The organism is Hymenobacter wooponensis, assembly GCF_004745865.1.
Classification (GTDB): domain Bacteria; phylum Bacteroidota; class Bacteroidia; order Cytophagales; family Hymenobacteraceae; genus Hymenobacter; species Hymenobacter wooponensis.
The window spans coordinates 1,190,802-1,205,542 of record NZ_SRKZ01000001.1; the positions used below are offsets into that span (position 1 = coordinate 1,190,802).

A 14,741-nucleotide genomic window follows, 5' to 3' on the forward strand; every position below is an offset into this window, starting at 1 on the left:
TGCTAGTCGGTGCGCAGGCGCTTCACGCCCGTTAGGTTGGTGTCGTCGTAGTTGTAATAGTCTAGGCGCTTGTTGATGTAGAGGGAGCGCACCTCGGGGTTTTGCGCCAGCGCATTTACCTGGGCAGCCGTAGCCACTACCCCAGCTACCGGCAACGCCTGTAGTGTAATACCGCGTGTAATGCCCAACCGTTGCAACAGGCCTAGCTGGGTAAGACCAGGGGCCCCATTGCCTTTGAAGGTAACGATGACCTGCGCCGTGGGATTGGATGTGAGGGCTGCCCGCAACTCGGGGTCGACGGTTGCCTGCCCAAACGACACACTGATGCTAGCACCAGCCAGCGCGAGCGAGAGGAGAAATTTACTTTTCATGTAGGGTTGTGGAATAGGGAAGGGATGAGGGTGAAAAGAGGACTGTAGCGCGGCAAGCATTTAGTTGATTGGGAGGCCAAAGTCAATCAACAGCAGGAACTACTTGCGCTGCTCTGTCACGGAATACCTACGGACCATAATTACAGGCTGGATTCACCCCAATTAAAATTTTGCTAATCATATGTGACTTCAATTGTAAAAATCATAACTATATCAACTAAATACTATCATATAAGCAACAAACACAGTCGTCGTTTTTCGTTTCGTCCCTGGGCGCTACTGTGCATACCGTAGGAGTGCCAGTTTCCTGAACGAGCCCCACGATTATGAGGTAGCCGGTATATTTGAGCGTATGAATCGGCGTACTATCTCGCGTGTCTTGGCGGCCGTAGGCCTGGTGCTGCTGCTCCTACTCGGGCTGAATCTGGCGTTTCCGCTGCCGCCTGCGCCCCACTATTCGCCTATTGTGCTGGCAGCTGATGGCACGGTGCTGCACGCCTACCTTAACCCCACCCAAAAGTGGCGGATGAAGACTGAGCTGCGCGAGATTACGCCCGTGCTGCGCAAGGCTATATTGGAGAAAGAAGACCGATGGTTTCGGTGGCATTTGGGGGTGAACCCGGTGGCACTGGTACACGCCGCGGGGCGTAACCTCTTCGGCACGGGGCGTACTACGGGGGCCAGCACCATTACCATGCAGGTTGCCCGGCTACTGGAGCCCAAAGAACGCACCTTCGGCAACAAGCTACTGGAAATGCTTCGTGCTACCCAGTTGGAGCTGCACTACAGTAAGGAGGAGATTCTGCAGCTTTACCTGAACCTAGTGCCCTACGGTGGCAACGTGGAAGGGGTGAAGTCAGCAGCGCTACTCTACTTCCAGCAAACGCCCGATTATCTCTCCCTGGCCCAAACGGTAACGCTGGCCATCATTCCGAACAGGCCTAGAGGGTTGGTGCTAGGCAAAAACAACGCGGCCGTACTGCACGAGCGCAACCGCTGGCTGCGGCGCTTTGGGGCGGCCGGGCTATTTCCGCCGCAAGACGTGGAGTATGCCTTGCTCGAGCCGTTGGATGTGCAGCGCCACGCGGCACCCGCCCTGGCCCCTCATCTGTCGCGGCGGCTGGTGCGGCAGTTTCCGCGGCAGGCCATTATCCGGAGTGGCCTAGAGCGCAACAAGCAAAGCAAAGCCGAAGAGCTAACCCGCAACTACGTGCGCCGCCTCCAGGAGCTGGGCATTACGCAGGCAGCTGTGCTAGTAGTGAACAACCGCACCCGGCAGGTGGAGGCCTACGTGGGCTCCGCCGATTTCCGCGACTTCGCCAGCCGGGGGCAGAATGATGGAGTGCTGGCCGTCCGCTCGCCGGGTAGCACGCTGAAGCCTTTTCTGTATGCACTGGCTATGGATAGGGGCTTGGTTACGCCCAAGCAGATGCTGCCCGATGTACCCACCAACTTTCAGGGCTACCGCCCCGAGAACTTCGATAAGCACTGCAACGGCGAGGTAACGCTGGAGCGGGCCCTGGCTTATTCGCTCAACATTCCGGCTGTGCGGGTGCTCAACCAGCTGGGTGTACCAGCCTTCACCGATAAGCTCCGTCAGGCTGGCTTTGAGAATGTAACCCGCAACCGCACGCGGCTAGGCCTCAGCAGCATCCTGGGCGGATGCGGCGCGAGCCTGGAGGAGCTAACCAGTTTGTACGTGACGCTAGCCAATGGTGGCCAGTATGCTCAGTTGCAGTACCGGCTGCCTTCTCTCCTGCCTGCCTCCGCTCAGGGAAAGGAGGGGCCCGACAATTCGTCCAAAAACTCTACCCCTCTCGCAGTGGGTCGGGAGCCAACGAACATGGTTCCGCTTATCTCAGAGGCTTCTGCATTCCTTATCACCGATATTCTGGCGCAGCTCACCCGCCCCGACCTCCCCATTAACGCGGCCAGTAGCATGCGGCTGCCCAAAATTGCCTGGAAAACCGGCACCAGCTACGGCCGCCGCGATGCTTGGAGCATTGGTTACAACAAGCAGTACACCATTGGCGTGTGGGTGGGCAACTTCAGCGGGCAGGGTAGCCCGGCGCTCAGCGGAGCCGAAGTAGCCACGCCCCTGCTCTTCGATCTGTTCAATGCAGTGGCCTACAATTCTCCCAACAACTGGTTTGTGCCGCCGGCCACGCTCGATTTCCGGCTGGTATGCGCTGAGAGTGGCCTAGTACCGGGCGAGAACTGCCCAAACCAGGTGATTGATTATTTCCTGCCGAACATATCTCATGGGCAGCGCTGCCAGCACCAGCGCGAGGTATTGGTTTCGGCCGATGGCAGCTTCACTTATTGCCGGGCCTGCGCACCGGCGGCTGGGTATCGGCGCGAGCTGTACCCTAACCTACTGCCAGAAGTATCCGCATATAAGGAAGCCCAAGGCATCCCGTACCGCCGCCTGCCCCCGCATAACCCGCAGTGCCAATTGGTGCGCGGCGGACAAGAACGCGCCCCCAGTATTACCTCCCCCACTGCCAACACCGAGTACGTGCTCAACCGCCACGAAAAGCAACAGCTGCTGCTCACCTGCACCACCGACAACGAGGTGCGCCAAGTGTTCTGGTACGTCAACGACAAGTTTCTGCGCGCCGCCACCGCTACCGAGCGGGTCTTTATTCAACCACCACCCGGCCCCTTAAAAATTTCTTGCGCCGACGACCACGGCCGCAACACCGATGTACTCGTCACGGTGACGGAGCTGGACTAGGCCAGTAGCCGAGGTGAATAGCTACCCCCGTCTGACTCTAGCTGGTCGGAATGCATTGGAGTTGCTTGCTTTTCTAGGAGGATGATTCTGCGCTGCAAATTGCGTGGGGCTAGGCCTATTCATATGGCCTAGAACCATCCTACGCCACCTTTCTCCCGCCCGTGATGTGGAGCTGGCTGAAGCATCTCTGCTGCTTTGGTGCGTGTACCTAGGCTAGGTGGTTTGCTATAGGCAGCAAGCTCAGCATGAGGGTTTAGGTACTCAGCGCGTTGGCACTTCTAACCTCTTGATGAATGAGAAGGGGCTTGGTTTCAGCTGTGCTTTGCAACGTGGCTAGGCCACTTTAAGGGAGAATATCATACCAAGGGATAAGCACAATAGCCCTAGAGCTACTGCCGACTTGTTGGCTCTACTATATGATAGCATTCCTACCATTTGCACTCTAAAAACATACACCTGTTAGTTAAAATCATTTTACGAGAGGCATAACCTTTTAACAAGATGCTGGTTTACCTGCCTTGTAATCCTACCCGGAGGAAGTATTGAGTACCGAAAAATCTTAATCGGATACTATACTGACTATCAAGAGGTGCGCGAGTTTTTGAAATAAAAATAGTGGTTATGGGCAGCGTGCAGGGCGGTAAAAGTGTCCTTGCGCGTGATGTCTGGAATGAAGACTGGCTTACACGTTAGCCAGCAGGGTTTGAGCTACGTAGTGCAGTAGCTGCTTTTACTAGAATATGAAACATATGAAACGGGCGCTTCGGCTACTGCTTGGTCTACTTCTGTTAGCCCCGGCTTGGTCGTGGGCACAGCCTACGGCCCCTCCTCCCCCCAATGGTCAGCTTACGCTGGAGCAGTGCTTAAACTTTGCGCTGCAAAACCAGCCGGCGTTGCGCCAAGCCCGCATCGACGAAGAGACGAATGAGGCCAACATCCGCATTGGCCTGGCCGGCTGGCTGCCACAAATCAACCTTAACGCCACGGGGCAGCACTATTTCCAGCTGCCTTACACCGTATTTCCGAACGCGGATGGCGTGAACGTGCCGCGGCAAATTGGCCTTAAAAACACCTCTACTCTAGGCCTAGCCGGCACCCAAGCCCTCTACAACAACGATGTGCTGCTGGCCTTGCGTAGTGCCCGCCCCTCGCGCCAGTTCTATCAGCAGAACACCGTGGGAGTGCGCATTGATGTGGTAAGCGATGTAAGCAAGGCTTTCTACGACGTGCTGCTGTCTCAGCGTCAGCTGGATGTTCTCAACGAGGACATTGTGCGGCTGCAGCGCAGCTTACAGGATGCCAAAGCCCGTTATGATGCCGGCATTGTAGACAAAACCGACTATAAGCAGGCTGAGATTCTGCTCAATAACTCCGTGGCGGCGCGCAAGCAGGCCATTGAGGCCATCAAGGCAAAGTCGGCGTATCTGAAGGAGCTGATGGGCGTACCGGGTGCGCAGCCCTTGGCCCTGCAGTACGACACGCTGAAGCTTATGCGCGAAGCCATTCTGGATACCACCGTGACGCTGGAACCCACTAACCGCATTGAGCTTCAGCAGCTGCAAACCCAGAAAATACTGCAGGAAGCTCAAATCAACTATTACCGCTACGGGTTCCTGCCGTCGCTGTCGGCGTTTGGCAACTACAACGCCGTGTTTCAAAACAACAACTTCAGCGACCTATATAGCCAGCGCTTCCCTAACTCGTACGCGGGCCTGCAGCTGAGCTTGCCCATATTCCAGGGCACACGCCGCCTCCAGAACCTGCGGCGGGTGCGGCTCGCTGATCAGCGCATCGACCAGGATATTGTGGCGGCGCGCAACCGCATCAACACGGAGTTTGAGCAGGCGCTTTCTACCTACAAAGGATACTACACCGACTACCTTATTGGGCAGCGCAATCTGGCTCTCTCCAAAGAGGTGTACTCCGTGGTGGACCTGCAATACCGGGAGGGTATCAAAACCTACCTCGATGTGATTGTAGCCCAAACTACCCTGCGCACGGCGCAACTTAATTATTACAGCGCCCTCTTCCAGGTGCTCAGCAGCAAGGTTGATTTGCTGCGCGCCCAGGGCAACCTGCCCACTTCCTTCTAAGCCTCCGCTGCCTCTCGTATGTATATGAAGAAGACCCTTATTGCCCTTTCGTACGCCGCCGGCCTGTTTGCCGGGGCTAGCTGTGGCAAAAAAGAAGATGAAAAAGCGGCTGGCCCGCCGCCGGCCACACCCGTTACGCTGGTAGAAGCCAAAGCCACCGACGCCGTGTATTACGATGAGTACCCGGCTACCGTAGTTGCCATTAACAACGTGGAGCTGCGCAGCCAGGTGGCGGGCTTCATTACCAATATCTTCTTCAAGGAAGGTGATGTGGTGCAGAAGGGCAAAACGCTCTACGAGATTGACCGCCGCAAGTACCAGGCCTCTTACCAGCAGGCGCTGGCAGGCCTACGCAGCACCCAGGCCACTGTGCAGAACGCCCAGGTAAACCTTAACCGCTACGAGCGGCTACTGGAGCAAGACGCCGTGGCCCGCCAGATTGTGGACAACGCCCGCACCAATTACGCCACGGCTCAGGCCCAAGTAGGGGTAGCCCAGGCCAACGTAGCTGCCGCCCGCACCGACCTCGACTACTCGCTCATCAGAGCCCCCTTTTCGGGCCGCATTGGTATCTCGCAAGTGCGCCTTGGCTCGCAGGTTAGCCCTGGCTCTACTCTGCTCAACACCATCAGCGCCGAAGACCCTATGGGCGTTGACTTTGTTATCACGGAATCAGACCTGAACCGCTTTGCTGACCTGCAGCGCCAGGCTGGCGGCAAGGGCGACTCTACCTTCCGCCTGGTACTGCCCGACGGCACCCGCTACGACCAGCCCGGTAAAATTCTCGCCATCGACCGGGGCGTGAACCAGCAAACGGGTACGGTGCAGATTCGGGTACAGTTTGCTAACCCCAAGCGCCAACTGAAAGATGGCATGAGCACTGTGTTGCGCGTGCTCAACCGGCAGTCGGGCCGCCGCGTGGTGGTGCCCTACAAAGCAGTGGTGGAGCAGATGGGTGAAAACTTCATTTTCGTGGCCGGCGACAGCAGCAAGGCTCACCAGCGCAAAGTGCAGCTGGGCCCGCGCCTGCGCGACCAGATTGTGGTAATGGAAGGCATCAAGCCCGGCGACCAAGTAGTTACCGAGGGCTTGCAGCGCCTCCGCGATGGCGGCCAGATTCAGGCCGGTGCTCCCGCCGGAGCTAACACCCAGGGTACTGGCACCGGTACCGGCACGCCCCCGGCTGGCGGCAGTGCCAAATAAGTTAATTAATACAGCTGAGTGTAGCCTTCTCACTCAGCTGAGCTAGGAAGCTAAGCTCAGGCTTACGCCTATTAAGCGCATCCGCTAACAGCCTCATCATGATTGCAGAAACCTTTATCCGGCGCCCCGTTACCGCCATTGTCACCTCCCTGGTGATTGTGTTGGTGGGGGTGCTGGCCATCCTGAACTTGCCCGTAGGCCAGTATCCGGAAATTACGCCGCCCACCGTATCGGTGAGCGGAACGTACACCGGCGCCGATGCCCAAACGGTAGAGCAAACGGTAGCCACGCCCGTGGAAGTGCAGGTAAACGGCACGCCCGGCATGACCTACCTGCAGAGTAATAGCACCAGCAACGGTCAGATGAGTATGACCGTGAACTTCGAGGTGGGCACCGACATCAACATTGCCGCCCTCGACGTGCAGAACCGGGTGGGCATTGCCCAGCCTACGCTGCCCCAGGAAGTGCAGCGCCTAGGCCTAGTAGTACGGAAGCGTAACCCCAGCATCCTGATGCTGGTGGCTCTGTACGCCCCCAAAGGCACCCACAACACCACCTTCCTCGACAACTACGCCAACGTGTTCATCAAGGACGCCTTGCTGCGCACGAAGGGGGTAGGTGATATTGTATCCCGCGCCGATGACTTTTCGATGCGCGTGTGGCTCAACCCCGATAAGCTCTCCCAGCTGGGTGTTACGGCTCAGGAAGTAACCGCCGCTATTCAGGAGCAGAACGCCCAGATTGCGGCTGGCTCCATTGGTGCCCCGCCCTCCCAGAAGGGCCAGACGTTCGAGTACATTGTATTCGTGAAAGGTCGTTTGACTGATACGGAGGAGTTTGGCAACGTCATCGTAAAGACCCGGCCCGATGATGGCTCCGTGGTATATCTCAAAGACGTAGCGCGCCTGGAGCTGGGTAAGTTTAACTATGCCAACAATTCCTACGTGGATGGCAAGCGGGCCGCCTACCTGCTGGTGTACCAGGCCCCCGGCGCCAACGCTCTGGAGACCTACGAAAACGTAAACGCCACGATGGCGCAGCTGAAAAAGCAGTTCCCCGTCGACCTTGATTACGTAGTGCCCTTCGAGGCTGCTTCCGTGGTAAAAGTGTCCATTGAGGAAGTGCTGCACACGCTGGTAGAGGCGCTGGTGCTGGTAATTATTGTGGTGTTCCTGTTCCTGCAGAGCTGGCGCTCCACGCTTATCCCGGTGCTGGCAATTCCCGTATCTATCATCGGAACGTTCATCATGTTCATTCCGCTGGGCTTTACCATCAACACGCTCACCATGTTCGGCTTTGTGTTGGCCATTGGTATTGTGGTAGACGACGCTATTGTAGTGGTGGAAGCAGTGGAGCACAACATGAACGAGCGAGGCTTGAACCCGCTGGACGCCACCCTGGCGGCTATGCGGGAAATATCGGCCCCGGTTATTGCCATTGCCCTGATTCTGGCGGCGGTGTTCGTGCCGGTGGGCTTCATCCCCGGCATCACGGGCCGTTTATACCAGCAGTTCGCTATTACCATTGCTATTTCAGTAATCATTTCCGCCTTCGTGGCCTTGTCGCTCACGCCGGCTCTGTGCGTGCTGCTGCTTAAGCCTCACAAGCGTGGAGAGCAGTCGAGGGGCCTGGATAAGCTGTTCTTCAAGTTCAACAACTGGTTTGAGAGAGTTACTTCCAAGTACAGCAGCGGCGTGCAGCGGGGCATTAAACACTCCCGCTTCGTGGTTATCATCCTAGTCTGCATTGTAGCGGGCACCGGTTTGCTGTTTGCCAAGAAGCCCGGCGGCTTTATTCCAACTGAGGATGAAGGCCGTATCATTATCACCTTCAACCTCCCCGAGGCTTCTGCCACGGAGCGCACCGTGAGCACGCTGAATGCCATTATGAAGGAGCTAAGCCAGACTAAAGGCATTCGCCATTATGCTGGCCTAGGTGGCCTGAACGCCGTAAACTTCTCTTCAAAATCGAACAGCGGCACCGTCTTTTGCCAGCTCGAACCGTGGGAAGATCGGAAGGATGCCGAGCTGCAATTGCAGGGCCTTATTGCCACCGTGCAGAAGCGCCTGGCTTACTTAAAAGAGGCTAACATTGTAGTTATCTCTCCGCCCGCTATTCCGGGCCTCGGTAACACAGGCGGTTTCTCCTTTGTACTGCAGGAGCGCGAAGCTGGCGGCGACATTAAGAACTTCGACGCGCAGCTGCAGAACTTCCTGGGAGCTCTGCGCAAGCGCCCCGAAATTACGGGCGCCTTCTCGTTCTTCACCGCTAACACGCCGGGCTACGAGCTGACAATTGACCGGGAGAAGGCCAAAAAGCTTGGCGTTTCTATTTCGGACATCGGTACCGCCCTGCGCACGTACCTCGGCTCCGCCTACGTGAACGACTTCACGGTCTACGGCCGCAACTTCCGCGTCGTAACCCAGGCCGACTCTATGTACCGCGGCGATATTTCGAACCTAGGCCAGTACTACGTGCGCAACAGCTCGGGGGGCATGGTGCCCCTGAGCACGCTCACAAGCTACAAACGCTCAGAAAGTGCCCCGCTCATCTCGCACTACAACCTGTTCCGCTCCGCAGAAATCAACGGCAACGCCGCGCCAGGCTACAGCTCTGGCGACGCCATCAAAGCGCTGCAGGAAACGGCGGCGCAAGCATTGCCGGCTGGCTACGGCTTTGAGTTCTCGGGCCTGACCCGCGAAGAGCAGTTGGCGGGAGGCCAAACGGTGTACATTTTTGCGCTGTCGCTCACCTTCGTGTTCCTGTTCCTGGCCGCGCTTTACGAGAGCTGGTCGGTGCCGTTCTCGGTGCTGCTGGCCGTACCCCTGGGGGCCTTTGGCGCTATTTTGGCGCTCATTTTCCTGCCCAAGCTCACCAACAACGTGTACGCCCAGATTGGTCTGATTACGCTGATTGGTCTGTCGGCTAAAAACGCCATTCTGATTATCGAATTTGCTAAAGAGCGGGTTGATAAGGGAATGCCGCTGGTGGATGCTACCCTGGAAGCGGTGCGACTACGCTTGCGCCCCATCGTGATGACCTCGCTGGCCTTCATTTTGGGCGTTCTGCCGCTGGTATTTGCCTCTGGCGCTGGTGCCCAAAGCCGCCAGACCATTGGCTGGACGGTACTGGGTGGTATGCTTTCGGCTACGTTGCTGGCTATCTTTATTGTACCGGTGCTGTATGTGCTCATCACGCGCTTCGCCTACGGCAAAGAGAAACTAGCTGAGCTGGAAGCCAACTACAAGCCCGATGAAGAGCACGGCGGCCCCAAAGAAGAAGGCCCCGGTGAAGGCGACCATTCGGCTGTACCTAGCCCCGCCTAGGCCACTCCGCTGAAATAAGAAAGAACGTCATGCTGCTACCCTAGTCAGCATGACGTTCTTTTTTACATTAGCGCCACAGCTTACTCTACTGCCTTCCTGCTATGCGCAAACTAGTTTTCCTCCTTTTCACTTGCCTGACCACCGTGACCTTCGCGCACGCTCAAAACCAACCGGTTATTCCCCTCTACTCGGGTGCTGTACCCAATTCTAAACCGAGCAAAACGGCAGAGGCCGTAACCAAGAGGCCCGATGGCAGCCCCCGCATTTCGCAGGTAGTACAGCCCACTCTTACGGTGTATAAGCCGGCCAAACCCAATGGCACGGCGGTTATCGTTTGCCCCGGTGGCGGCTACGCCATGCTGGCCATGGACCACGAAGGCCACGATGTAGCCCGGCGGTTTAATGAGATGGGCATCACAGCTTTCGTGCTGAAGTACCGCCTCCCCCTCGACGCAAGCCAAACCGACAAGTCCATTACGCCGCTGCTCGATGCCCAGCAGGCCATCCGGCTGGTGCGGCAAAAGGCGAGCGAGTACGCCATCAACCCTGCCCGCGTGGGACTGATGGGCTTTTCGGCAGGCGGCCACTTGGCTTCTACGGCGGGTACGCACTTCGCTAGGCCAGTTGGCGACGTGAAGGACCAAACTTCTGTGCGCCCCGATTTTCTGATGCTGATCTACCCCGTTATCAGCTTCTCCGATAGCCTGACGCACATGGGCTCCCGCACTAACCTGCTCGGGGAAAAGCCCGCAGCGGAGCAAACCAAGCTGTACTCCAATGAGCTACAGGTAACTGCTCAAACGCCACCCACCTTCCTGGTGCACGCCCAAGACGACAAAGTGGTGAAAGTGCAGAACGCCCTGGTGTTTTATGAAGCCTGCCTGCACCACAACGTACCGGTAGAAATGCACTTGTACCCTCAAGGCGGCCACGGCTTTGGCATGAATAACAAGACCACCAAAGACAACTGGACCGACCGACTGCAGAACTGGCTGGAGGCTGGTGGCTGGCTCAAATAGTGGCCTAGCGGGTTCAGCGGCCAGTACGTTAGTACAGGGCCCGGGCCTGCTGGGCGGCGCTTATAATGGATGGGGCATTTTTCACGGTGGCCAGCACAAAGCGCTTCGCCGACTCCTTCACTTCGTCTTTGGTAACCTCTTTGGCTTCTTCCCGCACAAACTCACCTATGGTGTGAAAGGCATCGGCAATGGCTTTGTGCTTGGGCTGCTCTGATTTCAGCTGCGCCCGCACAATGGCTACCTGGGCATTGATTTTTTCTCGCCGCGAGCTAAACACAGAGTCATTCTCTAGGTGCGGCTGAATTCTTTCCAGTAACTCAAACAACGGGCGAAGCTTGGTAGCAGTGGAGACTATTTTCACCGCCAATTTATCTCGCTTACCTAATTCTTTGCTCGACGACTCTGCGGTGGCCATGTCTTGCCATAAAGCGGCCGGCAGTTCTTGATCTACCACTGCGTGAACAGGCCTATCGATTGGCTGATTATCTAAATGCATGGGTAATAGCTAACAAACCTATATGCTTTACTAAGATACACGGAAAGCCATAGAATGGGGCTTGTGTTACTCCTTAAAGAAGCTAAGAACCGTGGGTTTGCTGGGCTAGCGAATAAGGAATTGGGGCTTACGGCAGGCATAAAGTGTAGCTCTGCTTCTACCTTCGTTGCGCGGGCATGGCGCTGTTGCCTCAATGCCCGCACCCTACGCTGTACCCATGCCCTCCTCCCCTAGCCGCTTTACATTACCGCCGCTGCCTGCGGTATTACTCGCTATTGTAAGTGTGCAAGGTGGGGCTGCTATTGCCAAGGGCTTATTTCCTGCACTCGGCGCGGCTGGTACGGCTAGTGTACGCATCGGCTTTTCGGCCCTGTTGCTGCTAGTGACCGTGCGGCCTCACCTCGGACGGTTGCAGCCTCAGCAGTGGCGCGCCGTGGTGCCTTATGGCCTTGCCTTGGGTAGCATGAACTTTCTGTTTTACTGTGCCCTGGCTCGCATTCCTCTGGGGCTGGCCGTCACGCTGGAGTTTGTGGGGCCTTTAACGTTAGCGCTGGTGGGCTCGCGGCGCTGGACAGATGTGGTGTGGGTGCTGCTAGCAGGAACGGGCATTGCCCTTATTGCCCCCTGGAGCGGCCACGGCCTTGATGTGCTAGGCCTATTGTTTGCCCTGGCAGCCGGCGCAGCCTGGGCCATTTACATTGTGCTAGGCCAGCGCACGGCCGCCGTACTGCCTGGTTCGGTGGCGGTAGCCATCGGAATGCTGGTGGCTAGTCTACTGATTCTGCCGTTTGGGCTGGGCAGTGGCCAGCTTACCAACCTAACGCCGCATTTACTCTTGCTAGGCGGCCTGCTGGCTCTATTCTCCAGTGTGCTGCCCTTTACGCTTGAGATGCAAGCGCTGAAAGCAATGCCCACCCGCACCTTCAGCATCCTGATGAGCCTGGAGCCGGTGGCAGCGGCGGTTTCGGGGTGGCTTCTGCTCGATGAACACCTCACTGGCAGCCAGTGGCTGGCCGTGGGCTTTATTGTGCTGGCCAGCGTAGGCGCTACTCTTACCTCCGGTAAAACGCAGCCAGCGGTGCCGGTTAATGAGTAAGCGCTTGCCATTACAGGCCTACGGCGTCTAGCAATAGTCCACCGCTCAACTTGCACCATGGCTAGGCCACTACCAGAGGCTCAAACCTCCTACTTACCCTTCGTGGCAGTGGGGCGTACTGTTGAGGGAGTTGCTTTTTTGCTACCCACCTTGGTACGGCTAGGAGTAGCCGCACCCTTCGTAGCACCTGGGCGCTGCGGCTGCTTGCGGGCCGCAGCTTTCTGGTTTGCCCGCTTCGAGGAAGTGTGCTTTTTACCCGGAATTGCTTTCGCGGGCTTAACTGGCACGGCGGGAGCAACGGTTGGCTCAGCCCCGTATTTTACTTGAGCGGTGCTAGGGTCGCCGGTTAGGTACAAGTCGAACTCTACGCGCCGATTCTGCGTGCGTCCCGCCTCGGTATCGTTGGTAGTAAGCGGCTGACGGGAGCCGTAGCCACGCAGTTCCACACGGTTTTCGGCCACTCCTTGGGTAAGTAGGTAGCGGCCAGCGGCGGCCGCCCGCTCCCGCGAAAGGCGCAGGTTAAAGGCCGCAGGTCCACGGCTGTCAGTGTGGCCTGCAATGCTCAGGGAGTAGTCGGGGTACTGTTTCAGAATGCGAGCCAAGGTATCCAGGGTGGGGGAAGAAGCCTGCAGCAAGGTAGCCTTGTTTAGCTCGAAGCCGATGAGCTTGGTAGCTTCCTGCAAGCGTTGGCGAGTAGTAGCCGTTATCTCTGGGCAGCCCTGGTTGGTAGCTGGGCCAGCATGATCGGGGCAGCGGTCTTCCGCATTAGGCACTCCATCCTTGTCCGTATCTTCAGGGGTAGCCGGTGCCACTACGGGGGCCGTAGGGCAGCCGCTGCCATCTACATCTGCTCCGGCGGGCGTGTTGGGGCATTTATCCTCCTGATCGGCAATGCCGTCATTGTCCGTATCGGGGCAGCCTCGCAGTTCGGGCTTCCCGGCCACCTCCGGGCATACGTCGTCCGTGTCGTCTACTCCATCCCCATCGGTATCGGGGCAGCCGTTGGTCTGTGCTGTACCAGCTTGGTCGGGGCACTGGTCTTGGTAGTTGGGCACTCCATCCTCGTCATCGTCAAGGGGGCAGCCGTGGTCATCTACGTCTACGTCGCGGGAAGTATTGGGGCATTTATCCTTGGCATCGGGCACGCCATCCTCATCCTCGTCGGGCGTCTGGCCGAGGTTAAACGTCAGCCCGACGGTATGCTGTAGGAAGCGGTCGGACCACCGCGGCGTGCTAGCTTCTAGTGAGCCATCTAGGTTAGCCCCCATGGGCATATGCTGGCTGCTTTGCACGAATAGGCCTACGCCACCACCTAGGCGCACGTTAATGCCCGCCCCCATCATTACATCCAGGTAGCTGTGGTTTTCCTCGAACTGATTGCTATCGGGCAAACCAGCGCGGCTAGCGAAAGTCCAGCCGCCGCCGGCCAGCAGGTAGGGCTGAATAGGAAAGCTTTCCTTCAGCGCCCAGCCATTATTGAGCTTCAGCTTAAAGGCCACATTGGCGTTGACCAACGTGGTAGTAAAACGAGTAGTAGGCGTGGTTTGTCCAGATAGCTCTCCGTAAAAAAGCTGGGCATTCAGATCTAGGCCCTTGGTGAGGTACTGGTTAAGCGCTATCCCGGGCGTATACTGCTTGCTGTTGGTAAACTTCCAGTAGTCGGAGCCAAAGTCGCCTTTGTATTGCAGCACATTGGCGTTAATTCCTATGCTAGTCCGACGCTCCGAGGTTTGGGCCAGACTACCAAGCGGCTTAACCGTTTGCAGAATCAAAAGCAGTACTAAAATCCGAGAAGCAAGTAGATAATTCTTCATCAAGGGGCGGCCAACAGCTATGCTACGAAGCAGCAAGATAGTTCTACTTACGGGTTGATAAAAATAGAAAATACCTAATGCCGCCAGATCGGCTATCAGAGGCGTTAATCACATAATATTGCTCATTACCAAGCAACTACCAGCACCCAACAAGCGCTACAACACCCTCCGTTCAACCCAAAATAATCCTGTTAAAAGACAGTTATAATATCGTTGAAAGTATCATTGACCTAGCGCGTTTCGCCGCTTTGCTTACCACCAAGGTGCTTCTTCTCCGGTCCACCACACTTCCGTCCCGGACGGTGGCATAGCAGTATTCTCTTGCGTGAGCAACAACACGCGTTCAGTTAGGCCGGGCTCTGCGGTGCTGCTAGGCCGCGAAACTTCTTCTACCGTAGCTATAGAGCGTTCCTCGAGGCCATTGGGCTGGCGCAAGCGCAGTTGTAGGGCAGTGTGTAAAGCAAAGTTGCTTAACTGCGTGGCCTCTGAGGCTGGAAACAGTAAAATGCCCAACCCCGTTAGGCTCACGCTCTCTCGCACACTTAGCAGCCACTGTTCTTCCATGGAAGAGCTATACGCTAAACAG

At 57.0% G+C, this 14,741-nt stretch carries 10 protein-coding genes; 6 read left to right on the top strand and 4 right to left on the bottom strand.

Going from position 1 to position 14,741, the window contains the following annotated elements:
• Window positions 1-2 precede the first annotated feature (2 nt).
• A complete protein-coding gene (locus EU557_RS25705) occupies window positions 3-371 on the bottom strand; it encodes a hypothetical protein (protein WP_210115981.1) in 369 nt (122 codons plus the stop codon).
• Between the two features lie 352 nt (window positions 372-723).
• On the opposite strand from EU557_RS25705, the gene pbpC reads away from it, so the two are divergent.
• The 5 genes from pbpC to EU557_RS04960 all read left to right on the top strand — a co-directional run bounded on the left by pbpC (window position 724) and on the right by EU557_RS04960 (window position 10,749).
• Window positions 724-3,108 carry a penicillin-binding protein 1C gene (pbpC, locus tag EU557_RS04940; protein WP_135529281.1) on the top strand — a complete coding sequence of 795 codons (2,385 nt, stop codon included), beginning with the start codon at window positions 724-726 and terminating at the stop codon, window positions 3,106-3,108.
• Window positions 3,109-3,848: 740 nt separating this feature from the next.
• Window positions 3,849-5,201 carry a TolC family protein gene (locus tag EU557_RS04945; RefSeq protein ID WP_135529282.1) on the top strand — a complete coding sequence of 451 codons (1,353 nt, stop codon included), beginning with the start codon at window positions 3,849-3,851 and terminating at the stop codon, window positions 5,199-5,201.
• Window positions 5,202-5,225: 24 nt separating this feature from the next.
• Complete coding sequence (locus EU557_RS04950; RefSeq protein WP_135529283.1) at window positions 5,226-6,404, top strand: efflux RND transporter periplasmic adaptor subunit; 1,179 nt, start codon at window positions 5,226-5,228, stop codon at window positions 6,402-6,404.
• Window positions 6,405-6,502: 98 nt separating this feature from the next.
• Window positions 6,503-9,730: an efflux RND transporter permease subunit gene (locus tag EU557_RS04955; protein WP_135529284.1), complete on the top strand. Its 3,228-nt coding sequence runs from the start codon at window positions 6,503-6,505 to the stop codon at window positions 9,728-9,730.
• 101 nt (window positions 9,731-9,831) lie between these two features.
• Window positions 9,832-10,749 (top strand): alpha/beta hydrolase, encoded by a 918-nt coding sequence (locus EU557_RS04960; protein ID WP_135529285.1) that lies wholly within the window; start codon window positions 9,832-9,834, stop codon window positions 10,747-10,749.
• 28 nt (window positions 10,750-10,777) lie between these two features.
• On the opposite strand, the gene EU557_RS04965 is transcribed toward EU557_RS04960, so the two are convergent.
• The gene (locus tag EU557_RS04965) at window positions 10,778-11,245 is read right to left on the bottom strand and encodes a hypothetical protein (RefSeq protein WP_135529286.1); all 468 of its coding nucleotides are present in this window, start codon (window positions 11,243-11,245) and stop codon (window positions 10,778-10,780) included.
• A gap of 217 nt (window positions 11,246-11,462) precedes the next feature.
• Here EU557_RS04965 and EU557_RS04970 point away from each other — a divergent pair, with 217 nt between their 5' ends.
• A complete protein-coding gene (locus EU557_RS04970; RefSeq protein ID WP_135529287.1) occupies window positions 11,463-12,341 on the top strand; it encodes an EamA family transporter in 879 nt (292 codons plus the stop codon).
• A gap of 89 nt (window positions 12,342-12,430) precedes the next feature.
• On the opposite strand, the gene EU557_RS04975 is transcribed toward EU557_RS04970, so the two are convergent.
• Together EU557_RS04975 and EU557_RS04980 are read right to left on the bottom strand one after the other, a co-directional pair.
• Window positions 12,431-14,113 (bottom strand): OmpA family protein, encoded by a 1,683-nt coding sequence (locus EU557_RS04975; protein ID WP_167855090.1) that lies wholly within the window; start codon window positions 14,111-14,113, stop codon window positions 12,431-12,433.
• A 294-nt stretch (window positions 14,114-14,407) separates the two neighbouring features.
• Window positions 14,408-14,719, bottom strand: coding sequence for a hypothetical protein (locus EU557_RS04980; protein ID WP_135529289.1), 312 nt, complete (start codon window positions 14,717-14,719; stop codon window positions 14,408-14,410).
• Window positions 14,720-14,741 lie beyond the last annotated feature (22 nt).

Excerpts from the sequence above, each read along its gene's own strand:
- EU557_RS25705 (WP_210115981.1), bottom strand. The coding sequence starts at position 371 with ATGAAAAGTAAATTTCTCCTCTCGCTCGCGCTGGCTGGTGCTAGCATC.
- pbpC (WP_135529281.1), top strand. The coding sequence starts at position 724 with ATGAATCGGCGTACTATCTCGCGTGTCTTGGCGGCCGTAGGCCTGGTG.
- EU557_RS04945 (WP_135529282.1), top strand. The coding sequence starts at position 3,849 with ATGAAACATATGAAACGGGCGCTTCGGCTACTGCTTGGTCTACTTCTG.
- EU557_RS04950 (WP_135529283.1), top strand. The coding sequence starts at position 5,226 with ATGAAGAAGACCCTTATTGCCCTTTCGTACGCCGCCGGCCTGTTTGCC.
- EU557_RS04955 (WP_135529284.1), top strand. The coding sequence starts at position 6,503 with ATGATTGCAGAAACCTTTATCCGGCGCCCCGTTACCGCCATTGTCACC.
- EU557_RS04960 (WP_135529285.1), top strand. The coding sequence starts at position 9,832 with ATGCGCAAACTAGTTTTCCTCCTTTTCACTTGCCTGACCACCGTGACC.
- EU557_RS04965 (WP_135529286.1), bottom strand. The coding sequence starts at position 11,245 with ATGCATTTAGATAATCAGCCAATCGATAGGCCTGTTCACGCAGTGGTA.
- EU557_RS04970 (WP_135529287.1), top strand. The coding sequence starts at position 11,463 with ATGCCCTCCTCCCCTAGCCGCTTTACATTACCGCCGCTGCCTGCGGTA.
- EU557_RS04980 (WP_135529289.1), bottom strand. The coding sequence starts at position 14,719 with ATGGAAGAACAGTGGCTGCTAAGTGTGCGAGAGAGCGTGAGCCTAACG.